This is a genomic window from Streptomyces sp. NPDC051105, from assembly GCF_040682795.1.
Lineage (GTDB): Bacteria > Actinomycetota > Actinomycetes > Streptomycetales > Streptomycetaceae > Streptomyces.
The window spans coordinates 157,316-180,660 of record NZ_JBFBBR010000004.1 but is presented as its reverse complement, the minus strand read 5'-3'; the positions used below and the strand labels follow the sequence as shown (position 1 = coordinate 180,660).

At 71.2% G+C, this 23,345-nt stretch carries 21 protein-coding genes; 9 read left to right on the top strand and 12 right to left on the bottom strand.

Annotation, left to right across the window (positions count from 1 at the left end):
• Window positions 1-6 precede the first annotated feature (6 nt).
• From AB0N16_RS11610 to efeO, 4 genes are read right to left on the bottom strand one after another with little or no spacing between them, the layout of a single operon-like run.
• Window positions 7-1,017 carry a hypothetical protein gene (locus AB0N16_RS11610; protein ID WP_365795507.1) on the bottom strand — a complete coding sequence of 337 codons (1,011 nt, stop codon included), beginning with the start codon at window positions 1,015-1,017 and terminating at the stop codon, window positions 7-9.
• On the bottom strand, window positions 956-1,849 hold the full coding sequence (efeU, locus tag AB0N16_RS11605; protein ID WP_365795505.1) for an iron uptake transporter permease EfeU: 894 nt from the start codon (window positions 1,847-1,849) through the stop codon (window positions 956-958). The genes AB0N16_RS11610 and efeU overlap by 62 nt, the downstream gene beginning before the upstream one ends.
• A 3-nt stretch (window positions 1,850-1,852) precedes the next feature.
• Entirely contained in the window at window positions 1,853-3,106 is a 1,254-nt protein-coding gene (gene efeB, locus AB0N16_RS11600) for an iron uptake transporter deferrochelatase/peroxidase subunit (protein WP_365795503.1), read from the bottom strand.
• A 10-nt stretch (window positions 3,107-3,116) separates the two neighbouring features.
• Window positions 3,117-4,253, bottom strand: a complete 1,137-nt coding sequence (gene efeO / locus AB0N16_RS11595) for an iron uptake system protein EfeO (RefSeq protein ID WP_365795501.1) — start codon at window positions 4,251-4,253, stop codon at window positions 3,117-3,119.
• A 230-nt stretch (window positions 4,254-4,483) separates the two neighbouring features.
• Between efeO and AB0N16_RS11590 the strand changes: the two genes are divergently transcribed.
• Window positions 4,484-5,194, top strand: a complete 711-nt coding sequence (locus AB0N16_RS11590) for a PhzF family phenazine biosynthesis protein (protein ID WP_365795499.1) — start codon at window positions 4,484-4,486, stop codon at window positions 5,192-5,194.
• On the opposite strand, the gene AB0N16_RS11585 is transcribed toward AB0N16_RS11590, so the two are convergent.
• The 3 genes from AB0N16_RS11585 to AB0N16_RS11575 all read right to left on the bottom strand — a co-directional run bounded on the left by AB0N16_RS11585 (window position 5,184) and on the right by AB0N16_RS11575 (window position 7,314).
• Window positions 5,184-5,366, bottom strand: a complete 183-nt coding sequence (locus tag AB0N16_RS11585) for a hypothetical protein (RefSeq protein WP_362577779.1) — start codon at window positions 5,364-5,366, stop codon at window positions 5,184-5,186. The two genes, AB0N16_RS11590 and AB0N16_RS11585, sit on opposite strands and share 11 nt — an antisense overlap.
• 102 nt (window positions 5,367-5,468) lie before the next feature.
• On the bottom strand, window positions 5,469-6,197 hold the full coding sequence (npdG, locus tag AB0N16_RS11580; RefSeq protein ID WP_351731962.1) for an NADPH-dependent F420 reductase: 729 nt from the start codon (window positions 6,195-6,197) through the stop codon (window positions 5,469-5,471).
• A gap of 37 nt (window positions 6,198-6,234) precedes the next feature.
• A complete protein-coding gene (locus tag AB0N16_RS11575; RefSeq protein WP_365795497.1) occupies window positions 6,235-7,314 on the bottom strand; it encodes a sialidase family protein in 1,080 nt (359 codons plus the stop codon).
• A gap of 80 nt (window positions 7,315-7,394) precedes the next feature.
• Here AB0N16_RS11575 and AB0N16_RS11570 point away from each other — a divergent pair, with 80 nt between their 5' ends.
• Both AB0N16_RS11570 and AB0N16_RS11565 read left to right on the top strand, forming a co-directional pair.
• Window positions 7,395-7,994, top strand: coding sequence for a hypothetical protein (locus AB0N16_RS11570; RefSeq protein WP_365795495.1), 600 nt, complete (start codon window positions 7,395-7,397; stop codon window positions 7,992-7,994).
• 63 nt (window positions 7,995-8,057) lie between these two features.
• Window positions 8,058-9,326 carry an MFS transporter gene (locus AB0N16_RS11565; protein WP_365795493.1) on the top strand — a complete coding sequence of 423 codons (1,269 nt, stop codon included), beginning with the start codon at window positions 8,058-8,060 and terminating at the stop codon, window positions 9,324-9,326.
• Here AB0N16_RS11565 and AB0N16_RS11560 read toward each other — a convergent pair whose 3' ends face one another.
• Window positions 9,327-9,560, bottom strand: a complete 234-nt coding sequence (locus AB0N16_RS11560) for a hypothetical protein (protein WP_365795491.1) — start codon at window positions 9,558-9,560, stop codon at window positions 9,327-9,329.
• Window positions 9,561-9,618: 58 nt separating this feature from the next.
• Here AB0N16_RS11560 and map point away from each other — a divergent pair, with 58 nt between their 5' ends.
• The gene (gene map / locus AB0N16_RS11555; RefSeq protein WP_365795489.1) at window positions 9,619-10,476 is read left to right on the top strand and encodes a type I methionyl aminopeptidase; all 858 of its coding nucleotides are present in this window, start codon (window positions 9,619-9,621) and stop codon (window positions 10,474-10,476) included.
• Between the two features lie 139 nt (window positions 10,477-10,615).
• Here map and AB0N16_RS11550 read toward each other — a convergent pair whose 3' ends face one another.
• Entirely contained in the window at window positions 10,616-11,416 is an 801-nt protein-coding gene (locus tag AB0N16_RS11550) for a site-2 protease family protein (protein WP_365795487.1), read from the bottom strand.
• 166 nt (window positions 11,417-11,582) lie between these two features.
• On the opposite strand from AB0N16_RS11550, the gene AB0N16_RS11545 reads away from it, so the two are divergent.
• On the top strand, window positions 11,583-14,849 hold the full coding sequence (locus tag AB0N16_RS11545) for a BTAD domain-containing putative transcriptional regulator (protein ID WP_365795485.1): 3,267 nt from the start codon (window positions 11,583-11,585) through the stop codon (window positions 14,847-14,849).
• A gap of 22 nt (window positions 14,850-14,871) precedes the next feature.
• On the opposite strand, the gene AB0N16_RS11540 is transcribed toward AB0N16_RS11545, so the two are convergent.
• The 3 genes from AB0N16_RS11540 to panB form a co-directional block, all read right to left on the bottom strand.
• Window positions 14,872-15,705, bottom strand: a complete 834-nt coding sequence (locus AB0N16_RS11540) for an ABC transporter permease (RefSeq protein ID WP_365795483.1) — start codon at window positions 15,703-15,705, stop codon at window positions 14,872-14,874.
• Window positions 15,702-16,709, bottom strand: coding sequence for an ATP-binding cassette domain-containing protein (locus AB0N16_RS11535; RefSeq protein ID WP_365795481.1), 1,008 nt, complete (start codon window positions 16,707-16,709; stop codon window positions 15,702-15,704). Before AB0N16_RS11535 ends, AB0N16_RS11540 begins: the two co-directional genes overlap by 4 nt.
• Before the next feature lie 397 nt (window positions 16,710-17,106).
• Window positions 17,107-17,982 carry a 3-methyl-2-oxobutanoate hydroxymethyltransferase gene (gene panB, locus AB0N16_RS11530; RefSeq protein WP_351731994.1) on the bottom strand — a complete coding sequence of 292 codons (876 nt, stop codon included), beginning with the start codon at window positions 17,980-17,982 and terminating at the stop codon, window positions 17,107-17,109.
• Between the two features lie 193 nt (window positions 17,983-18,175).
• Here panB and AB0N16_RS11525 point away from each other — a divergent pair, with 193 nt between their 5' ends.
• The 4 genes from AB0N16_RS11525 to AB0N16_RS11510 all read left to right on the top strand — a co-directional run bounded on the left by AB0N16_RS11525 (window position 18,176) and on the right by AB0N16_RS11510 (window position 23,153).
• Window positions 18,176-19,774 (top strand): MFS transporter, encoded by a 1,599-nt coding sequence (locus AB0N16_RS11525; RefSeq protein WP_365795479.1) that lies wholly within the window; start codon window positions 18,176-18,178, stop codon window positions 19,772-19,774.
• Window positions 19,775-19,858: 84 nt separating this feature from the next.
• Window positions 19,859-20,524 (top strand): TetR/AcrR family transcriptional regulator, encoded by a 666-nt coding sequence (locus AB0N16_RS11520; protein ID WP_365795477.1) that lies wholly within the window; start codon window positions 19,859-19,861, stop codon window positions 20,522-20,524.
• Window positions 20,525-20,726: 202 nt separating this feature from the next.
• Window positions 20,727-21,776, top strand: a complete 1,050-nt coding sequence (locus AB0N16_RS11515) for an endonuclease/exonuclease/phosphatase family protein (protein ID WP_365795475.1) — start codon at window positions 20,727-20,729, stop codon at window positions 21,774-21,776.
• A gap of 156 nt (window positions 21,777-21,932) precedes the next feature.
• Window positions 21,933-23,153: an MFS transporter gene (locus tag AB0N16_RS11510; RefSeq protein WP_365795473.1), complete on the top strand. Its 1,221-nt coding sequence runs from the start codon at window positions 21,933-21,935 to the stop codon at window positions 23,151-23,153.
• Window positions 23,154-23,345: the final 192 nt, after the last annotated feature.

The window sequence follows — 23,345 nt, the reverse complement described above, 5'->3', positions numbered from 1 at the left end:
CTGGCCCTAGGAACCCTCCGCGGAGGTCAGGCCCTGGATGCGTCCGAGGACCGAGACCTTTCCGGTACCCGCCGGGTCCAGGGCGACCTGGTTGGAGACGAACTCCATGGTCAGCGACTGCTTGATCTCGCCCTTGGTGAGGGCCTTCACGTCCTGGTTCGGCGTCGGCACGGACGTGCCCGCGGCCGCGGTCTCCTTGGCGTAGTAGCGGGTGGTGAAGAACACCAGCGCGCCGCCGTCGGTGGTGCGCAGGGCGAGCGGCGCGTAGTCGCCGTTGGTCAGCGGCTCGTCGATGTACTGGGTCGCGAGGCCCGGCTTGGTCGACTTCTTGCGGTCCGTGCGCCAGCCGCTGGTGTGCGCGCCGTCCGCGAAGACGGCGCCGCCGCTCTTCAGGTACGTGGCGTAGTCCTGGCCCAGGTCGGCCGGGGAGACGGCCAGTTGGGCGCTGTTCCCCGCCACGGCCTCCGCCCAGCCGTCCTTGTCGGTCGTGAACTTCGGTACGGCGTCCGGCGCGACCAGCGTCAGATACGCCGCCTGGAACGGCTCGGAGAGGCTGTTGCGGGTGAAGACCAGCAGCCAGCGGTCGTCGCCGCCCTTGTTGCCGTGCGCGTCGGCGAGGAACCAGCGCGGCCAGCCGGCCTTCTTGGGGATGGTGTACGTGACGTCGTCGAACTCCAGTGGCGAGTGGCCGGAGTTGCCGCCCGGGCTGTTGGTGTGCCCGGCCTTCAGGCGCGCGGAGTCGATGTCGGCGAGGGCGCCGGTCGTGTAGTCGGCGTCCAGGGAGCCGTCGTAGGCCTCGTCGGCCTTGTTGTAGGCGTCCGTGAACTGCTTCAGCGCCTTGGCGGCCTCGGCGCGGGTGGTGGTGGGGAGCACCTCGCGTTCCCCGTGCACCACCACGCATCCGCTCGCCGTCAGCGACATGGCGGTCAGCGATACCGCCAGGAGCGCGTTCCGATCACGCCTGCGGAGTCTGCGGAGCCGCCGCGGGCCGCGCTCCCTGGTCGTCAGGTGCGTCATCAGGTGCCTTCACCTTCCCCTTCCCGGAGCCGAACCCTACCGGGGCGAAGAAGAGTGCGAGCGTCGGGACCAGGTACAGCAGCCACACCGTGACCTGGAGCACGGTCGGGTCGGGCTGGAAGTTGAAGACGCCCTTGAGGAGGGTGCCGTACCAGCTGTCCGGCGGGATGGTGCCGCTGATGTCGAAGGCCTGGTTGGTCAGGCCCGGGAGCCAGTCGGCCTCCTGGAGGTCGTGGAAGCCGTACGCCAGCACGCCGGCGGCGACCACGACCAGCATGCCGCCGGTCCAGGTGAAGAACTTGGCGAGGTTGATCCGCAGGGCGCCGCGGTAGAAGAGCCAGCCGAGCAGGACCGCGGTGGCGAGGCCGAGGGCGACGCCGATCAGGGGGCGCGGGGTGCCGTCGCTGGCCGCGTGCACGGACGCCCACACGAACAGGGCGGTCTCCAGTCCCTCGCGGCCCACGGCGAGGAAGGCGGTGGCGACCAGTGCGCCCGTGCCCATCGCGAGGGCCGCGTCCAGCCTGCCGTGCAGTTCGGTCTTGAGATGCCGGGCGGTGCGCCGCATCCAGAACACCATCCACGTCACCAGACCGACCGCGACGACGGACAGGGACCCGCCGAGCGCCTCCTGCGCCTCGAACGTCAGCTCCTGGGAGCCGAATTCGAGCGCGCAGCCGAAGCCCATGGCGATCAGCACCGCCACGGCGATGCCGATCCAGATCGGCCGCAGGGCGTCCCTGCGCTCGGTCTTGACCAGGTAGGCGATGAGGATGCAGACGACGAGCGAGGCCTCGAGGCCTTCGCGCAGCCCGATCAGGTAGTTGGAGAACACGGATCACGCCCCCTTGGCGGACTCGGAGAACAGCGTCCGGCCCCACCAGTCGTCCTTGTCCCGGACGCCGGGCGGGACCGCGAAGACCGCCGAACCCACGTGCTGGATGTACTCGTTGAGTGCGTCGGACGCCGACAGCCTGCGCTGCAGCGGGATGAACCCCTTGCGCACGTCACGCTGGTAGGCCAGGAAGAACAGGCCCGCGTCGAGCCGGCCGAGTCCGTCCGTGCCGTCGGTGAACGAATAACCCCGGCGCAGGATGGTGATCCCGTCGTTGGAGTCGGGGTGCGCGAGCCGCACATGGGCGTCCGGCTTCATCGCCTTCAGGAACGGCGCGTCGTGCTCCTTGGCCTTGCCGACCGGGGCGCCCTCGCCCTTGTCCCGGCCGAAGACGTCCTCCTGCTCCTGGAGCGAGGTCCGGTCCCAGGTCTCGATGTTCATCCGGATGCGCCGGGCGACGAGATACGACCCGCCGCTCATCCACGCCGGATCGTCGCCGTCGCCCACCCACACGAACTTCTTCAGCCGGTCGGTCTCGGTCCCCGCGATGTTGCGGGTGCCGTCCTTGAACCCCATGAGGTTGCGCGGGGTCTGGGCGTCCGGCGTGGTCGAGGACGTCTTCCCGAAGCCGAGCTGGGACCAGCGGATGGCGACCTTGCCGAAGCCGATCCGGGCGAGGTTGCGGATGGCGTGCACGGCGACCTGGGGGTCGTCGGCGCAGGCCTGGACGCACAGGTCGCCGCCGGTGCGGGCGGAGTCGAAGTTGTCGCCCGGGAACTGCGGCAGGTCGACCAGGGCGGCCGGGCGGCTGTCCCCCAGTCCGAACTTCTCGAAGAACGACGGCCCGAAGCCGATCGTCAGCGTCAGCCGGGACGGCTTCAGCCCGAGCGCCTCGCCGGTGTCGTCCGGGGGTGCCTCGGCGAGCCCGCCGTACGCGCCGTCGCCGATCGCCTTCCCGGCGGTCAGCCGCCGGGCCGCGGCCGTCCAGTCCTTCAGTAGCTGGACGAACTCGGCCCGGTCGTCGGTCTTCACGTCGAACGCGGCGAAGTGCAGCCGGTCCTGGACGGGGGTGGCGATACCGGCCTGGTGGGCGCCGTGGAACTCGACCGCGCCACCGGCGTCGGCGGCGGCCGGGTCCAGGTCGTCGCCGGTCTCGGTCATCGCCACCGCGCCCCCGGCCACGGCGGCGCCGAGCGCGAGCCCGGCCCCGCCCCAGCCGATGAGCGCGCGTCGCGAAGGATTGGTCTTCTCGGCCATGTCCCGCCCCTTACTTGACGACGGTCGCGGCGAGCTTGGACAGCGGCTCCGCGAGAGCGTTGACGGCGTCGGACAGCTCCTTGCGCTGGTCCTTGGTGACCTTGTCGTACGACACGAAGCCGTCCGAGGTGGCGGTCGTGCGGTACTTGCCGAGCAGCGTGTTCAGTGCGAGGAACTGCTTGTCCAGCTCGGTGGTCAGGGCCGCGTCGTTCTTCCGGGCGACCGGCTTCAGCAGCTCGTACGCCTTCTGCGCGCCGTCGACGTTGCCCTTGAAGTCGCTGAGGTCGGTGTGGGAGTAACGGTCCTCCTCACCGGTGACCTTGCCGGTGGCGACCTCGTCGAGGAGTTCCTTGGCGCCGTTGGCCATGGAGGTCGGGGTGATCTCCGCCTTGCCGACCCGCTTCTGCCAGTCCTTCAGGTCGGTGAGCAGCTCGTCGGCGAGGGCCTTCTGCTCGGCGCCGACCTTCTTGTCCACCCACAGGGCCTTCTCCAGCGCGTGCCAGCCGGTCCACTTCTGGCCCTTCTCCAGGCCGTCGGCGCGGGTGTCCGTCTTGGGGTCGATGTCCCCGAAGGACTCGGCGATCGGCTCGGTTGTCTCCCAGCCGACGCGGGAGGGGGCGTAGGCGTTCTTGGCGGCCGCTATGTTCCCCGCCTTGACGGCGTTGACGAACGTCTCCACCTTCGGGATCGTCGCGTCGGCTTGTTCCTGCGCGTACTCGCGGTAGTCGGCGACGGCCTTGTCGAGCGCCGGGTTGCGCTTGGCGACCGCGCCGGAGCCGGTGACCGTCAGCTTCTGCCGGACGCCGTGCCCCTTCATCCCGGGCCGGCAGGCGATCTCGTACGACCCCTGCTTCACCTCGGCGGTGAGCGTGTACTTGGTCCCCGGGCCGATGTTCTCCTTCTCCGAGACGATCCGGTCGTCCGGGAAGAGGATCTCGACCTCGGTGGCCTTGGAACCCTTGTTCTCGATGGCGAGCGTGACGTGTCCGGCCGGCACGGACTTGGCCGACGTCTCGCACTTGGAGTCGGCGGCGGTGACCTGAATCGCGTCGTCACCCTTGGCGTCGCTCTTCGCCGTGCAGGCCGAGAGGGCGGTCAGAGCGGCCGCGGTGGCGGCGGCGGTGACGGTGAGTCGGACAGCACGCATGCAGGCTCCAGGCGGGGGAGGTGTGGTGAGGCTGGCCTAACTTACATGAGGCTTACCTCACTGATACCCACCCGGGTCGGGATTGACCAGACACAGAAAGATCACAGCTACGGCTTGATATCGATGGCCCAAAGCCGCCACCAAGGAAAGGTCAAGAGAAGGTCAAGGAGGTGGGCGTCGGCGATGGCATGGCCGGGTGAACGCAAAGGGCGCAGTGCTTCAATGCCGGAGTGACTGATTACGACGTGCTGCGGGTCTTCTGTGCGGCGAACGGCGGCTACGGCAACGAACTCGGGGTCGTCCGGGACGGCTCGGTGCTGCCCGAGCGGGCGGACCGGCAGGCGCTGGCGGCCAAACTCGGGTTCAGCGAGACCGTGTTCGTCGACGACCCCGAGCGCGGGGTGATCGACATCTACACCCCCACCCTGCGGCTGCCCTTCGCCGGCCACCCCTGCGTCGGTACCGCCTGGCTGCTGGACGTGCCCGAACTGGTCACACCGGCCGGCGTGGTCGGTGCCCGGCTGGACGGGGAGTTCAGCTGGATCGAGGCGCGCCCCGAGTGGGCCCCGCCACGCACCCTGCGCCAGTACGCCACGGCCGCCGAGGTGGACGCCCTGCCGGTGCCGTCACCGGGGGAGCGGAGCGAGATGGGGGTCCCCCCGGACGAAGTCTGGGGGAGGATCTATGCCTGGGCATGGGAGGACGAGTCGGCCGGGCGGGTGCGCGCCCGCGCGTTTCCCGGGCGCGGCGACGGCATCGACGAGGACGAGGCGACCGGGGCGGCCGCACTGCTGCTCACCGACCGGCTGGGCCGGGCCCTGAACATCACCCAGGGCAGGGGCTCGCAGATCCTCACGGCACCGCAGCCCTACGGCTGGGTGGAGATCGGCGGCCGGGTCCTCCTGGAGGGCGCGGAGCGGCAGCCCGGGATCAGCTGGTGACTGACGTGTCCTGCCGGCCGCGCCGCACGTAGTACCAGGTCATGTTCGACGACAGCCCCGTCAGCAGCACCCAGACGACACCGATCAGCCAGCTGCCCTGGACGAAGGAGACGACGGCGGCGACGACGGCGAGGACGCAGACGACCAGGGAGTAGAGGGCGAGGCGGGGCATGTCGGAATCGCTTTCGGATCGGTCGGTCGGTCGGGGGAGGGGACACCGGTGGCAGCCACCAGTGTCCCCCATCCGCTCGGAGAGTCCGCTCGGAGGATCCGCTCAGACGTCCGTCACGCGGAGCCCGGCGTGTGCCTTGTAGCGGCGGTTGACCGAGATCAGGTTGGCGACCAGGGACTCCACCTGGTGGGCGTTGCGCAGCCGCCCCGCGAAGATGCCCCGCATCCCGGGGATCCGCCCGGCCAGCGCCTGCACGATCTCCACGTCCGCGCGCGCCTCGCCCAGCACCATCACATCGGTGTCGATCTCCTCGACCTCCGGGTCCTGGAGCAGCACCGCCGACAGATGGTGGAAGGCCGCCGCGACCCGGGAGTCCGGCAGCAGCGCCGCGGCCTGCTCCGCCGCGCTGCCCTCCTCCGGCTTGAGCGCGTAGGCGCCCTTCTTGTCGAAGCCGAGCGGGTTGACGCAGTCCACGACCAGCTTCCCGGCCAGTTCCGCGCGCAGCGACTCCAGCGTCTTGCCGTGCCCGTCCCACGGTACGGCGACGATCACGAGGTCACTGCGGCGCGCGCACTCGGCGTTGTCGGCGCCCTCGACACCGTGCCCGAGTTCGTCGGCGGCGGCCTGCGCGCGCTCGGCGGCCCGGGAGCCGATGATCACCTTCTGGCCGGCCCGGGCCAGCCGGTAGGCGAGGCCCTTGCCCTGCGGGCCGGTGCCGCCGAGTACACCCACGACCAGGCCGGAGACGTCGGGCAGGTCCCAGGGATCCTTGGCGGGGGCCTTCTCGGCCGCCGCCTGCTGTGCACTGTCGGAAGTGTCGGAAGAGGTCATGGGCCGACTCTACGTCCGTGGCGGTGGCCGCACCCGGTCAGGTGAGCCGGTTCACGGGCACCCGGCGGAAGGTGATCGTCTCGTACGCGCCGAAGTCCCCGGTCTCGTACAGCAGTCCGACGGTGGCCGGGTCGATCCGGGTCAGGTCGGAGTACGCGGCGGGCAGGCCGTCGAGCGGGTAGACGGGGCGCCAGGTGGTACCGCCGTCGCCGGACGCACGGATCGTCATCAGCGCGCGGGTGGCGGGGTCCGCGGGGCCCGAGTAGAGCAGCAGATCGGGATCCCGCAGCTGGAGCACGGAGGCCTCGCAGACCGGCGCGGTGAGCCCGGCCTGCGGCCGGAACGGCTTCACCAGCGTCTTCCCGCCGTCCTTCGAGTGCGCGTCGGCCCGGTTGCCCGGGGAGGGCGAGTCGTTGCGGGTGTTGAAGTAGACGCGCCCGTCCGGGAGTTCGGCGGCGGTGGTCTCGTTGACGTTGATGTAGCCGTTGGGGTTCTCGTCGACGTAGCCGAGGTACCAGGTCTCGCCCCGGTCGTCGCTGAGCAGGCAGTGGCCGCTGTTGTACTTGCCCTCGGTGCCGGTGTCTGTCCCGGTGGGCGCGACGGTGTGGTTCGCGGCCACGACGACCCGCCCGGTACGCAGCTGGATGGCGTGCCCGGGGGTCGTGGCGTACCAGCGCCACCCGGCCTTCTTCACCGTCTTGGTGATCTCCTTCGGAGCGGACCAGGTGACCCCGTCGTCGTCACTGTGCTGCACCCACACCCGCCGCCCGTCCGCGTCCGGCACCTGCCCGCGCAGGATGGCGTCCTCGGTGGCGGAGGCGGCGTTGCGGACGTGGACGAGCAGGATCCGGCCGGTGTCCAGGACCACCGGGGCGGGGTTGCCGGCGAGGTCGGTGCCGTTGTTCGCGGCGACCTGGAGCGCCCCCCAGGTACGGCCGCCGTCGCCGGACCTCTTCAGCACCACGTCGATGTGCCCGTGGTCGGCGGCGGAGTTGACCCTCCCCTCGCAGAAGGCGAGCACGGTGCCCGCCCGGGAGACCACCACGGCCGGGATCCGGAAACTGGCGTAGCCCTCGGTGCCCGCGCGAAAGGGGATGCTTGCTTCTACGTCGCTCATGGGTCGCCTTCTCCCCGGGTCGGGCGAATTCGGGGTGAACTCCGCGTCACGAGTGACCGATTGCGGCAGTATGCGGGGGCATGGACGCCGTACGGGTCGCGTTGTTGCGTGAAGTGCTCGCCGGGACCGAGTGGTTGGGGGCCACGCGGAGGTTCGCCGGCGCGCTGCGCGGCTCGGTCGTCACCCACGGCGGCGGGCTGCTCCTGCTCGGCACCCCGGAGTACGAGCCGTGGCATCTGGCCGCGCACCTGGTGGACGAGGCGGCGTGGTCCGGTACGCCGGAACTGGCGCCCACCCTCGTACGGCACGACGCGCCCCCCACCGCCCCGGCGCACCTCGCGGTCGGCCCCGGCCGCATCGAGGCGGCCCGCCGGGGCGAGACGCTGCTCGTCGTGGCGCCGGGCGGGTCGGCACCGCTCCTTGACCACGTCCACACCGCCCGCCGGGCCGGGGTGACGGTCCTGGCGCTGTCCGCCACGGCCGACGACGCGCTGACCGCGATGGCCCACGAGACCCTCACGGTCCCCGAGGGCGCGGAACTGGACCTGGACACAGTCCAGCACCTGGTCAGCGCGGCGACGGGCGAGAACGGCCCGTCACCGAGAGGCCGCCGCCGCTTCCGGGACCGCCTGGCAAGACTGGCCGAAACGGTGACCGCACCGCCCCCGACGCCCTGGTAGCCGTCCGCCCGCCACGAGAAAATCGGTTGAGACGGCCGGCGCGGCCGTTCAGCATGGCCCAGCGTGACCGTCCTTCCCGACCTCGCCCCCTGGCGCGCCTCCGTGGACTTCCGTCGGCTGTGGGCCTCCGGCCTGATCAGCAACTTCGGGAGTTTCCTGACGTTCGTCGCGCTCCCCGTCCAGATCAAGGACCTCACCGGTTCCGCGGCCGCCGTAGGAGCCATCGGCGCCGTCGAGCTGCTCCCGCTCGTCCTCTTCGGACTCTACGGCGGCGCCCTCGCCGACGCCCTCGACAAGCGCGCGCTCATCGTCCGGACCGAGGCCGGCCAGGGCCTGCTCAGCGCGGCCCTGCTGGTCAACGCCCTGGTGCCGCACCCCGCCGTATGGCCGCTGTACGCCGTCGCCGCGCTGTCCGCCGCCCTGGTGTCGCTCCAGCGCCCCGCCCTCGACTCGCTCTGGCCCAGGATCGTCGCCCACGACGACCTGCCGGCCGCGGCGGCCCTCAACTCGTTCCGCTGGACGGTCGGCGGCGTCGCGGGCCCCGCCGTGGCCGGTCTGGTTGTGGCGTACGGGGGCCTCGGCTCGGCCTACGGCGCCGACCTCGCCACCTTCGCCGTCTCGGTCGTCCTGATCCTCCCCATCGCCCCGTCCCCCGCGTCCCACCAGGCCGCGGGACCCTCACTGCGCTCCATCGCCGAGGGCGCCCGCTACGCCTGGAGCCGCAAGGAACTCCTCGGCACCTACGCCGTCGACCTCGCGGCGATGTTCCTGGCGATGCCGCTCGCCGTTCTCCCGTTCCTGGCCGACGAGTTGGACGCGGAGTGGTCGCTCGGGTTGATGTACGCCAGCATCCCGGCCGGGTCGCTCCTGCTGAGCCTGGTCAGTGGCTGGACTGGGCGGGTGCGCCGGCACGGGCGGATGGTGGTGCTGTCGGCCGCGCTGTGGGGCCTGGCGATCGCCGCCGCCGGCGCCGTGGCCGACGTATGGCTGGTGCTGCTCTTCCTCGCCGTCGCCGGTGGCTGCGACATGGTCAGCGGGATCTTCCGGGCCGCCATGTGGAACCAGACGATCCCCGACGAGCTGCGCGGCCGCCTCGCCGGGATCGAGCTGCTGTCGTACTCCGTGGGTCCCACCCTCGGGCAGGTCCGGGCCGGCGCCATGGCCGGCCGGTTCGGCGTCCGGGCGTCCGTCGGTGTGGGCGGCCTGCTGTGCACGGGCGCGGTGGGCCTGCTGGCCCTGTGCCTGCCCGCCCTGATGTCGTACGACGCGCGGACCGACGAACACGCCGTACGGCTGCGCGCTCAGCGCACGGCCGCACCGACCCGGCTCTGATCAGACCTCGTCCGAGGAGTCACCCGCCGGCGCGTCGTGCCACTTGGGATCGTTCTCCCACTGGAGGTTGCGCTCCCGCGCGATCTCCATCGCGTGCTCGGCCTCCTGCCGGCTGGCATAGGGGCCGAACCGGTCCTTGGCAGGGCACTCGGGGCCCTCCTCGACCTTCTTGTGCTCCAGGCAGTAGTACCACTCGCCCGGCTTGCCGACGGTCCGCTTCTTGAACAGGGCCATGACCGGCTCCTTTCGCCATCCTCATGTTCCCGCATGCCCGCTGGTTAGACTCGCTGGCATGTCTGGCCAGTCGCTGCTCGTACCAGGGGAGCTCTCTCCCACCCGTTCGGTACCCGGAAACATCCGCCGCCCCGAGTACGTCGGCAAACCCGCGCCGACCCCGTACACCGGGCCCGAGGTGCAGACACCGGAGACCATCGAGGCGATGCGGATCGCCGGCCGTATCGCCGCGCAGGCGATGGCGGAGGCCGCGAAGATCATCGCGCCGGGGGTGACCACGGACGAGCTGGACAAGGTCGCGCACACGTACATGTGCGACCACGGGGCCTACCCGTCCACGCTCGGCTACCGCGGCTTCCCCAAGTCCCTGTGCACCAGCCTCAACGAGGTCATCTGCCACGGCATTCCGGACTCGACCGTCCTCCAGGACGGTGACATCGTCAACCTGGACGTGACGGCGTACATCGGCGGGGTGCACGGCGACAACAACGCGACGTACCTGGTCGGGGACGTCGACGAGGAGAGCCGGCTGCTTGTCGAGCGGACCCGGGAGTCCCTCGACCGGGCGATCAAGGCGGTCAAGCCCGGCCGGCAGATCAACATCATCGGCCGGGTCATCGAGTCGTACGCCAAGCGCTTCGGCTACGGCGTGGTGCGGGACTTCACCGGCCACGGCATCAACTCCTCCTTCCACTCCGGGCTGATCATCCCGCACTACGACAGCCCGCAGGCGACGACCGTGATGCAGCCCGGGATGACCTTCACGATCGAGCCCATGCTGACGCTCGGGACGCACGAGTACGACATGTGGGACGACGGCTGGACGGTCGTCACCAAAGATCGCAAGCGGACCGCCCAGTTCGAGCACACCCTGGTGGTGACCGACACCGGCGCGGAGATCCTCACCCTGCCGTAGCCCCGCCGCCACACTGTCCGCCGGGCCCGTCCTCCCCTCGGAGGGCGGGCCTTTTCGGGTGGAGAGCAAGCGCGCCCGCGCCCTCATCACGGACGTTTTCCGGGCACCCGGCGAGGAGTTCCCGCTCTCGGCGTGAGGGTCAGCCGGCTACGGAGCAGTACTCGTTCGTCCCCTGCCAGAAGCGGTACAGCTCCTGACCGCAGTAACGGTCGAAGTCGTCCACACCCAGGCCGCGCAGCAGTGCGTCGATCACGTCGAAGAACGCGCTGTTGATCGACGGCACCCACAGCAGCGCGAACACGAAGAGCAGGCCGAAGGGGGCGAACGGCTCCACCTGGCGCTTGATGTCGTACGACAGCCAGGGCTCGATCACGCCGTAGCCGTCCAGGCCCGGTACCGGCAGGAAGTTCAGGATCGCCGCCGTGACCTGGAGCAGGGCGAGGAAGGCGAGGGCGTAACGGAAGTCGCGCGGGACGCCGTCCAGGGAGTGCAGCCAGAACGGCGCGGTGCACACGGCGGCGAAGACCACGTTCGTCAGCGGGCCGGCCGCCGAGATGAGACTGTGCCGCCAGCGGCCGCGGATCCGGCTGCGCTCGATGAACACCGCACCGCCCGGCAGTCCGATCCCACCCATGATCACGAACAGCACCGGGAGCACGATGCTCAGCAGGGCGTGGGTATAGGCGAGAGGATTAAGGCTCAGATAGCCCTTCGCGCGGACCGAGGTGTCACCGCTGTGCAGGGCGGTGCGCGCGTGCGCGTACTCGTGCAGGCACAGCGAGACGATCCAGGCCGCCGTCACGAACAGGAAGACGGCGACCCCGGGCTGCTCGGCGAACCCGGACCAGGTCGCCCACCCGGTGACGGCGGTGACGGCCAGGATCCCGACGAAGACGGGACTGATCCGCCGGTCGCTGTGGCGGGTGGTGGTGGCGGTCATGGGTCGGGACTCCTGGGACGCGTCGGTGGTGGTGGCGTGCGGGGTCGACCGTACAGGTGACGTGAGAAGAACGTCGTACGGAGGGCTGTGGGTTCCTGGTAGTCGTCAGTCCGCAATTCATGCGCATCTGAAACCCTGAGGCGGAGGCCGGGCGTCCCCAGGGACAATGGACCCCGTGCGCTACCGGATTCTTGGCACCACCCAGGCCCTCCACCCCGACGGCACGGCCGTCCCCGTCGGCGGGGCACGGCTGCGGGCCCTGCTGACCGTGCTGGCGCTGCGCCCCGGGCGCGGGGTGCCCGCCGGGCTGCTCGTCGACGAGGTGTGGGGCGAGGAACCGCCCGCCGACGCGAACGGCGCGCTCCAGGCGCTGGTAGGCCGGCTGCGCCGGGCGCTCGGCGCGGACGCGATCGAGTCCACCGACGGCGGCTACCGCCTGGCGGCCGCCCCCGACGACATCGACCTGCACCGCTTCGAGCGGCTCACCGGCGAAGCCCTGCGCGCGCTCGCCGACGACGACCCCGCCAAGGCGGCGGCCGTCCTCGACGACGCCCTCGCCCTGTGGCACGGCCCGGCCCTGGCAGACCTGCCCGACCGCACCGCCGAGGCGGCCCGCGTCGACGTCCGCCGCCTGGACGCGCTGCGCGCCCGTCACACCGCCGCCCTCGCCCTCGGCCACGCCGAACAGGCCCTGCCCGAGCTGACCGCCCTGTGCGACGCCCACCCCCTGGACGAGCCCCTCCAGACGCTGCGGCTGCGCGCCCTGCACAGCTGCGGCCGCACCGCCGAGGCGCTGGCCGCCTACGACGACGTACGCCACCTCCTCGCCGACCGCCTCGGCTCCGACCCCGGGCCCGAACTGCGCGCCCTGCACGCCGAGTTGCTCGACCCGGCAGCGGAACCCGAGGAGCCGTCCCGGCCCGGCAACCTGCGTGCCCGGCTCACCTCCTTCGTGGGACGCGAGGCCGACCTGGAGGTCATCCGGGGCGACCTCGCCGCCGCCCGCCTGGTCACCCTGCTCGGACCCGGCGGGGCCGGCAAGACCCGGCTGTCCCAGGAGGCCGCCGAGACCGTGCGGAACGCCGCCCGGGACGGGGTGTGGCTGGCCGAACTGGCCCCCGTCGACGACCCGGCCGACGTCCCCGAGGCCGTGCTCAGCGCCCTCGGCGCCCGCGAGACCGTGCTGTACGGCGCCGGCGCCGAGGGCATGCGGGCCGCCGCCGACCGGCACGACGACCCGGTCGAGCGGCTCGTCGACCACTGTTCCCGGCGCCGGATGCTGATCGTCCTCGACAACTGCGAGCACGTCGTCGACGCGGCGGCCGACCTGGCGGCACAGCTGCTGGAGCGCTGCCCGGACCTGACGATCCTCGCCACCAGCCGCGAACCCCTGGGCGTCCCGGGGGAGTTGCTGCGCCCGGTGGAACCGCTGCCCGAGCCGGTGGCGCTCCGGCTGTTCGCCGACCGGGGCGGTGCGGCCCGGCCCGGCTTCAGGGTCGACGCCGACGAGGAGACCGCGGCGGCCTGCGCCGAGATCTGCCGCCGGCTGGACGGGCTGCCCCTCGCCATCGAGCTGGCCGCCGCCCGGCTGCGGATGCTCACGCCCCGCCAGATAGCCGACCGGCTCGACGACCGCTTCCGCCTGCTCACCTCCGGCAGCCGTACCGTGCTGCCCCGCCAGCAGACCCTGCGCGCGGTCGTCGACTGGTCCTGGGACCTGCTCGACGCTGCCGAACGGGACGTCCTCGGCCGGCTCTCCGTCTTCGCGGGCGGCTGCGACCTGGCCGCCGCCGAGGCGGTCTGCGGTCCCGCCGCGCTCGACGCGCTCGCCTCCCTGGTCGACAAGTCCCTTGTCGTCGCCGCCCCTTCGGCCGGACACGGGATGCGCTACCGGCTCCTGGAGACCGTCGCCGAGTATGCCGGCGCCCGCCTCGACGAGAGCGGCGCGCGCGCCGCCGCCGAGCGCGCCCATCTGACGTACTACCGCGAACTCGCCCGCACCACCGACCCGTTGCTGCGCGGCTCCGGTCAGCGTGCGGCCGTGGCCCGGCTGGAGCTGGAGTACGAGAACCTGCGCACCGCCATCCGCCACGCCATCGCCGCCAAGGACGAGCAGGAGGCGCTGTGCCTGGCCCACTCCCTGGTCTGGTACTGGCAGTTGCGTGACAAGCGGGTCGAGACCCGCACCTGGTGCGAAGACATCATGGCCCTCGGCCCGGACCCCTTCACCGAGCCGGTCCAGCGCGCCGAACCGGTGTGGCGGCGCCTGACCGACACTCCGCCGCCGTACACCGGAGAAGTCCTCATCGAGGCCCGGCGCGGCATCCATCTGGCCCATCTGGCCTGCATGGACACCGATCTGGAGGCCTGGCAGACGCCGGCCGCACAGGCCAAGATGCGCGCCGTCACCCAGGCCTACGAGCCCGGTCTGCCGCAGACCTGCCGGGCCCCCGGCATGTTCTGGTTCTTCGCCGTGATGCTGACCGAGGGCCTGGAGCAACTGCGCACCCTCGTCGACGCCGGCGTCGAGACCTGCCGTCGTACGCCCGGCTACGAGTGGGAACTCGCCGGCGCCCTCCAGCTGCGCGCCAACGTCTTCGCCAACTTCGCCGCCTCCGCCGGTGCCGCCACCCGCGACGCCGACGAGGCGCTGGAGATCTTCCGGCGCCTCGGGGACGACTGGGGCACCGCCGAGGCCTTCTCCGCGCGCGCCGAATCCCGGGAACGCACGGGGGAGTACCGGGACGCCGCCGCCGACTACGAGGCCGCCATCGAGTGCGCCGAACGGCTCGACGCCCGCTCCCAGGTCGCCGTGCTCAACGCCCGCCTCGGCATGGCAGTGCTCGAACTGGGCGAGGTCGAGCGCGGTGAACGGCTGCTGCGCGAGGTCATCGCCGACCATGACAGCACCCACAGCGAGGCGATGCCCGCCGCCCGGCTCTTCCTCACCGTGTGGCTGCTGCTGACCGACCGGATCGCCGAGGCCCGTGAGCAGCTCCGGCTGCTGCGCGCCCAGTTCAAGATCTCGCACTTCGTCGTCTTCGACGCCATGATCCTCACGCAGGAGGCCTGGGTGGACGCCCTCGACGGCCTCCACAGGGACGCCCTGGCCAAGCTGCGCGAGGCGATAGCGCACTCCGGCGACCCGCTCACCCAGGCCATCACCCCGCACATCGTCTCCTCCTGCCTGACCGTCGCCGCGACCGCCCTGTCCGACGTGGACGGCGGCGCCCGCGCCCGGGACGCCGCCCGCTGCCTGGGTGCCGCCGAGGCCCTGCAGCCGCCCGGCCATGTCTGCTCCGGCATGGAACGCAGGCTGCAGGCCCGCGCCGAGGCCCGGGTCCGCGCCGCACTCGGCGACGACACCGCCTACGAGGCCGCATACGCCGAAGGCGGTGGCCTCTCCCTCGCGGAGGCCACCGCCCTGATCTGACCCGGGACCGGGTCGCCGAACGTCAGCTCTTGGTGCGGAACTTGTAGATCGCGTACGGTGCCGCCACCGCCGTGATCCCCACCGACCAGGCCAGCGTGATCCACAGGTCGTGGGCGACCGGGCCGCCGATCATCAGTCCGCGGGCCGCGTCGGCGAGCGTGGACAGCGGGTTGTAGTCGGTGAAGGCCTGCAGCCAGCCCGGCATCGACTGCGTCGGCGCGAAGATCGACGAGCCGAACTGCAGCGGGAACAGCACCAGGAACCCCATCGCCTGCACGGACTGCGCGCTCTTCAGGATCACGCCCAGGGTGAGGAACACCCACATGATCGAGGAGGCGAACACCGCGGACAGGCCGACGGCGGCGAACAGCCCGCCCCAGTGGGTGATGTGGAACCCGACCAGCACGGCGACGACCATCAGCACGGCGGTCGCGAACAGCATCCGCACCAGTTCGACGGAGATCTTCGCGAACAGCACCGAGCCGCGCCCGATCGGCAGCGACCGGAACCGGTCCATCACACCGGAGTTGAAGTCCTGGCTGAACCCGGTGCCCACGCCCTGCGAGAGCGTCATGCTCATCATCGCGATCATGCCCGGGATGACGTACTGGACGTAGCCGTCCTGGCCGCCGCCGAGGGCCTGCCCGATCGAGCCGCCGAAGACGTACACGAACAGCAGCGTGAAGACGACCGGCATCAGCAGGGCGTCGAACATGGACTCCGGGTCCTGCCGGATCCACAGCAGATTGCGGCGGATCAGGGCGCCGGTGTGCCGCAGATGCCCGCGCAGCGGGATCCGGGCGTCGGCGGCGGCCGGGGTGGCGGTGACGCCCGGGGTGGTGGTGACGGCGCTCATACGGGGACCTCCTCGCGGTCGTCGGCGGGCGTGGCGTCCTGCGGGGCACTGGCACGGTGGCCGGTGAGGGACAGGAAGACCTCGTCCAGGCTGGGCAGTTCGGTGACGATGGAGCTGATGGTGATACCGCGGGCGGTGACGGCGCCGACCACGGCGGTCAGCTGCTCGTCGCTGAGGATCGGCACCAGCAGGGTGCCCCGCTCGGCGTCCACGGTCGTGTTGGCGAGCCCGGTGATCCCCAGCTCGTCGATCATGGCGGCGAGCGGCCGCACCTGCAGCGGGTCGACCGGCTTCACACGCAGCGTCCGCCCGCCGACCTTGGCCTTCAGCTCCTCCACCTTGCCGCCGGCGATGACCTTCCCGCGGTCCACGACGGTCAGCTCGGAGGCGAGCTGCTCGGCCTCCTCCATGTACTGGGTGGTCAGCAGCACGGTCACGCCCTCGCCGACCATCGCCTTGACCTCGTCCCACACCTCGTTGCGGGTGCGCGGGTCGAGACCGGTGGTCGGCTCGTCCAGGAACAGCACCTGGGGGTGCCCGATCATCGACGCGGCGAGGTCCAGCCGGCGGCGCATGCCGCCGGAGTAGGTGCCGGCGGGCCGCTTGGCGGCGTCGGTCAGCGAGAACCGCTCCAGCAGCTGGTCGGCCCGGGCCCGGGCGTCCTTGCGGGACAGGTCGAGCAGCCGCCCGATCATGTAGAGGTTCTCCCAGCCCGGCAGCTTCTCGTCGACCGAGGCGTACTGCCCGGTCAGCCCGATCACCCGGCGCAGCTGGCGGGGCTGGCGCAGGACGTCGTAGCCGGCGACGGTCGCCTGCCCGGCGTCGGGCTTCAGCAGGGTGGACAGGATCCGGACGATGGTCGTCTTGCCGGCCCCGTTCGGCCCGAGGACACCCATCACGGTGCCCTCGCGGACGTCCAGATCAACTCCGTCGAGAGCCTTGGTGTCGCCGTAGTGCTTCACCAGCCCCCGTACGGTCACGGCGGTGTTGTCGATTCGCGTCATGGGAAGAACCGTGCCAGGCCCCACCGACAAACCACCGACAGGCCGCCGACACCGGCGGCCCTCCTGCCGACAACCCGCCTGCAGACCGCCGACAAGGGGCTGCGTACCGGACCCGCCACGACCGTCCCCGCTGCTCAGCCCCTCGACACCGACCGGCTGGAGCCGCTGCCGCTGCGCGTCGAGCACGCCGGACGACCACCGCGACCACGAATCCCCCTGACGAATCCCCCTGCCCACCGCGACCATGTATCCCCCCGGCCACCGCGACCATCAATTGAGCAACCCCCACGGCGAGCAATCACCTCCGCGAGAGCGGCGCCGGTTTAGGCGCAAAATAGGGGCCAGCCCGCCGACGGGGGAAGATCGGCGGGCTGGCCGTGGTGTTTCCGCAGTGGCTCTAGTGGACGGAGTGCTCCTCGAGCGGGAACGTTCCGCCGACGACGTCCTCGGCGTAGGCGCGGGCCGCGTCGCCCATGACCTCGCGCAGGTCCGCGTACTTCTTCACGAACTTCGGCACCCGGCCCGAGGTCAGGCCCAGCATGTCCGTCCAGACCAGGACCTGTGCGTCGGTCTCGGGACCGGCGCCGATGCCGACTGTCGGGATGTGCAGCACCCGGGTCACCTCGGCCGCCAGCTCCGCCGGGACCAGTTCGAGTACGACCGCGAACGCGCCCGCGTCCTGGACCGACTTGGCGTCGCGCAGCAGCTGCTGGGCCGCCTCCTCGCCGCGGCCCTGCACGCGGTAGCCCATCGCGTTGACGGACTGGGGGGTCAGGCCGATGTGCGCCATCACCGGGATACCGGACTCGACGAGCAGCCGGATCTGGTCGTGCGAGCGCTCGCCGCCCTCCAGCTTGACCGCGCCGACACCGGCCTCCTTCACCAGCCGGGTCGCCGAGCGCAGCGCCTGCACCGGGCCCTCCTGGTAGGAGCCGAAGGGGAGGTCGCCGACGATGAGGGCGCGCTGGGTGCCGCGGACCACGGCCGCCGACAGCATCGTCATCTCGTCCAGGGTGACGGGTACCGTCGACTCGTACCCGAGGTGACAGTTGCCCGCCGAGTCCCCGACCAGGAGTACCGGGATCCCGGACTCGTCGAAGACGGAGGCGGTCATCGCGTCGTACGCGGTGAGCATGGGCCACTTCTCGCCGCGTTCCTTGGCGAGGGCGATGTCGCGGACCGTGATGCGGCGGGTGCCCTTCCCCCCGTACAGCGTCCTGCTGCCGTCGGAGGGGCTGTTCTGCACAGGCTGGGCAGCCGAGAGCTGCGTCATGGCAACGGCTCCTTCAAATCATCTCGAGGCACCCTGACGGTGTCCCCGGATCGCCTCCATGGTGGCACTTCGTGCCGTCCTCGGCCAGAGGACCGCCGTGTGATCCATCGGTCACCCCGTCTTGCGTAAGGCCTCGGTAAAGGAATTCAGATACGAGACGGGTCCGTATTGAAATGGGCCTAGGCTCGTCGTCATGACAACTCCTGCCGACCACGCTCCAACCGGCCCGCGCATATCCGAGGAGGTGCACCGGCGCCGCTGGGCGATCCTCGGAGTGCTCATGCTGAGCCTGCTGATCGTGGTGCTCGACAACTCGATCCTGAACGTCGCCATCAAGACCATCTCCACCCCGGCCCCGGTCGGCCTGGGCGCCACCCAGAGCCAGCTGGAGTGGGCGATCAACGCCTACACCCTGGTCTTCGCGGGCCTGCTGTTCACCGCCGGCCTCGTCGGTGACCGGCTCGGCCGCAAGAGGGTGCTGATCGGCGGCCTGGTCGTGTTCGGCCTCGGCTCCGCCCTGGCCGCCGAGTCCGGCTCCGCGGACCAGCTGATCGCCTACCGCGCCCTGATGGCCCTCGGTGCCGCCTTCGTGATGCCCGCCACCCTCGCCGTCCTGATGAACGTCTTCGAACGTCAGGAACAGCCCAAGGCCATCGGCATCTGGGCCGGCGGCGTCGGCCTCGCCATCGCGATCGGCCCGATCACCGGCGGTGTGCTGCTCGACCACTTCTGGTGGGGCTCGGTCTTCCTCGTCAACGTACCGATCGTGATCGTCGCACTCGTGCTGATGGTGTGGCTGGTGCCCGACTCGCGCGACCCGCGTCCGGGCCGCCTCGACCCCGTCGGCGTGGTGCTGTCCGTCGTCGGCCTGGTCCTGCTGGTCTACGGCATCATCAAGGGCGGCGAACTGGCCGACTTCACCGACGGCAAGGTGCTCGCGACCATCATCGCCGGTGTCGTGGTGCTCGCCGGCTTCGTGATCTTCGAGATGCGCAGCGACCATCCGTCCCTGGACGTCACCTACTTCAAGAACAAGGTCTTCTCGGCCGCCATGGCCGCCATCGCGCTGGTCTTCTTCGCGCTGATGGGCGTGACCTTCTTCTCCGTCTTCTACACCCAGAGCGTGCGCGGCTACTCGCCGCTGCAGTCCGGTCTGCTGCTGCTCCCGCTGGCCCTCGCCCAGCTGATCTTCGCGCCGCGGGCCCGACTGGTCGTGGAGCGGATCGGCAACAGGGCCACCACCACCGGAGGCCTGGTGCTGATCGCCGCGATGCTGGGCATGTTCGCCACCTTCGAGGCCGACACCCCGATCTGGCTCCTGGAGGTCGTCTTCTTCCTGATGGGCACCGGCATGGCGCACATCATGACGCCGACCTCGGTCGTCATCATGCAGGCGCTGCCCCGGGAGAAGGCCGGTTCCGCCTCCGCGCTCAGCAACACCTTCCGCCAGGTCGGCGGCGCCCTCGGCATCGCCGTCCTCGGCTCGGTGCTGTCGACGTCGTACCGCAACGGCATCGAGGGCAAGCTCGGCACGCTGCCGCCCGGGTTGCGCGAGACCGCCGGCGAGTCCATCGAGGCCACGCTGGGTGTCGCCCAGAAGCTCGGGGCGCAGGGCAAGGCCCTGGTCACGCCCGCCAACGACGCCTTCCTGCATGCCATGCACATGACCGCCCTGTGCGGTGTGGGCGTCGCGCTGCTCGGTGCCGTGGTCACGGCCCTCTTCCTGCCGGGCAAGCCGCCGGCCGGTCAGCAGGGCGAGCGGGAAGAGGAGTTGGTCGCCGCCGGGGAGTGAGCTGACGCACGGTACGGCACGGATCAGCGGGGGGAGGCTTGGGCTGCGGGAGAATGACCGCAGCCAGTGAGAGGACGGTATGACGTGAGGCTTGCCGACGGTCGGCCGCGGTCCGTGGGTCCCGCCCGGGGCCGGCCCCGCAGCGAGGCGGTGGAGAGCGCCATCCTGGAAGGGGTCATGAAGCTCCTGGAGGACGGTGTCCCGCTCGCCGAGCTGTCCATCGAGCGGATCGCCCGGACCGCCGGCGTCGGCAAGGCCACCATCTACCGCCGCTGGAACGGCAAGGAGGAGCTCTTCGTCGACGTCATGCGCGCCGCCGAGCCCCCCGACCCCGAACTCCCCGGCACCTCCATGCGCGACGACCTCGTCGTCCTGCTCGAATCGCTGCGCCGGCGCGGGCTGATGAACCGTTCGTCGGCGATCCTGCACAACGTGTACGCCCAGATGAAGAGCAGCCCCCGCATCTGGAACGCCTATCACGTCAACGTCGTCAACCCTCGGCGCGAACTCGGCAAGGAAGTGCTGCGCCGGGGCCAGCGCAACGGCGAACTCCGCGCCGACGTCGACCTCGACCTGGCCAACGACATGTTCACCGGCCCGATGCTGCTCAGGGCCATCCTGCGCCCGGACGCGGAACTCCCCGAGGGCCTGGCCGAACAGATCGTCGACTCGGTTCTGGCCGGTCTACGGCCCGTCAGTTCGCCCGCCCCGGCCCCGGACCGGGACTCGCAGCCGCAGCCTCAGCCGTAGGGGGCTGTCGTCGCCGTCGGCGGAATGTCCACGTTCCGTCACAGTCCACCCCGACCCGGCGGTAACCGGAACCCCTTCGGCCGGTGTGTTCGTCCTCGTCTTCCGTACGGCCGTCATGTGACGGCGGGATCGGAGCCGATCATCCCCTAGGGTCGTATCCCGGGGGACGACGGTGTGCACGGCAGGTTGTGAGGCAGACGGTATGGCGCAGCAGGCGTACATGACGGAGACGGACAACGGCGGCTCGGGGCCCGAGCGTCGGGGAGACCGGTTCCGGCGCCTGGTGAACCGCCTGCTGGCAGGCTGGCGCGACGATCCACGCATCTGGCGCCGGGGCATCGTCCTCGCCGTCATCGCCCTGCTGCTGGCCGGCGTGATGCTGATGCACTCCCGCATCCCCAACGCCATCGGCAACCTCGGCAGTCTCACCGAGACGTTCCTGCCCTGGCTGGGCCTGCTGATCCCGGTGCTGCTGGTGCTCGGCGTCCTGCGCAAGTCGGCGACCGCGCTCATCGCCCTCCTTCTCCCGGCGATCGTCTGGCTGAACCTGTTCGGCGGCCTGCTCACCGACAAGTCCGGCACCGGCGGCGACTTCACGGTCGCCACGCACAACGTGAACGCCGATAACCCCGATCCCACCGCCACCGCCGAGCAACTCGCCGCGTCCGGCGCCGATGTGGTGGCCCTGGAGGAGCTGAAGGCGTCGGCCGTACCGGCGTACGAGAAGGCGCTGGCGTCGACGTACAAGTACCACGCGGTCGAGGGCACCGTGGGGCTGTGGAGCAAGTACCGGCTGACCGGGGTGAAGGCCGTCGACATCAAGCTCGGCTGGACGCGTGCGATGCGTGCCACGGTCGCCACGCCGGAGGGGGCCCTCGCGGTCTACGTCGCCCATCTCCCCTCGGTCCGGGTCAAGATGAACGCCGGGTTCACCGCCCGCCAGCGGGACACGAGCGCGGACGCGCTGGGCGAGGCCATCGCTGACGAGAACCTGCCGCGGGTGGTCCTCCTGGGCGACCTCAACGGCACGATGAACGACCGTTCGCTCAACGCCGTGACCTCGCAGATGCGCTCCACGCAGGGCGCCGCGGGCAGCGGGTTCGGGTTCAGCTGGCCGGCCGCGTTCCCGATGGCCCGTATCGACCAGATCATGGTGAAGGGCGTGGAGCCGGAGAGCTCCTGGACTCTGCCGAGGACGGGCAGCGACCACCTGCCGGTCGCGGCACGTGTGAACCTGACCACATCGGATTAGTGAAAGCTCCTGGTCAGGCCAGTGTCGCTGTCTTTGTAAGGACAACCGGACACCACGCTGTAACCTGCCGGAATACTGGGCCTGGGATGCTTTGTTCCGTAGATGAACTTAAACCCGTCCGTACGGAACCCCGCTCCCCGAAAGGCAAAGCCCCCCATGCCCCTGGCCCTGCTCGCTCTGGCCGTCGGCGCTTTTGGTCTCGGCACCACCGAGTTCGTGATGATGGGCCTGCTGCCCGACGTCGCCGACGACCTGCACATATCGATCCCCACCGCCGGCCACCTGGTCTCGGCGTACGCGCTCGGCGTCGTCATCGGTGCCCCGCTCCTCGCCGCGCTGACCGCGCGCATGCCCCGCCGCACGGTCCTGATCTCCCTGATGGCCCTGTTCGTGGCGGGCAACGCGCTGTCGGCCCTGGCTCCCACGTACGACTGGTTGCTCGCCGCCCGCTTCCTCAGCGGCCTGCCGCACGGCGCCTTCTTCGGCGTCGGCGCGGTGGTCGCCACCAACCTGGTGGCACCGGAGCGCAAGGCCCGCTCGGTCTCGCTGATGTTCATGGGCCTGACGGTCGCCAACATCGCGGGCGTTCCCGTCGCCACCCTCATGGGCCAGCACCTGGGCTGGCGGGCGACCTTCCTGGGCGTGAGCCTGATCGGCGTCGCCGCGATGGCCGCCGTGGCGCTGCTGATCCGAGGGGCCGACGCCCCGGCCCCGGACTCCGGCCTGCGGGGCGAACTGACCGCCCTGCGCTCCCTCCCGGTCTGGCTGGCCCTCGCCACGACCGTCGTCGGCTTCGGCGCGCTCTTCTCCGCGTACAGCTACATCACGCCGATGCTCACGGACTCCGCCGGGTACGCCGACTCCGACGTGACCCTGCTGCTGGCGCTCTTCGGTGTCGGCGCCACCGCCGGCAACCTGATCGGCGGCCGCCTCGCCGACCACGCGATGCGCGGCACGCTCTTCGGCGGCCTGGCCTCCATGGTCGCGGTGCTGCTTCTCTTCCCGGTCCTGATGCACGCGCAGTGGAGCGCGGCCCTGGCGGTGACGTTGCTCGGCGTGGCCGCGTTCATCACCGGCTCGCCGCTCCAGCTGATGGTCATGGAACGCGCGGCGGCGGGCCCCTCCCTCGCCTCCTCGGCCAACCAGGCGGCCTTCAACCTCGCGAACGCGGGCGGCGCCTGGATCGGCGGCGTGGCGCTGGCCGCGGGCTTCGGCGTCACCTCCCCGTCCCTGGCGGGCGCGGCGCTCGCGGTCCTGGGCCTGGGCGTGGCCGGCGTGGCGTTCGCGGTGGACCGGCGGCGGGATGTCCCGTCGACGGGCCGTGTGCGGGTGGTCGCCTCGCACGTCCCGGAGGCTACCGAGCCGGTGCGGACCTGACCCGCACGCAGAAGCTCGTCCAAGGACGCCGTGCTCGTCGTGGTCGGCGCTTCGGTCCCCGCCCGGGACCGCATCGCCGGTTGTCGTGGTCGGCGCTTCGGTCCCCGCCCGGGACCGCATCGCCGGTTGTCGTGGTCGGCGCTTCGGTCCCCGTCCGGGACCGCGGGGCCGGTCGTGGTGGTCGGCGCTTCG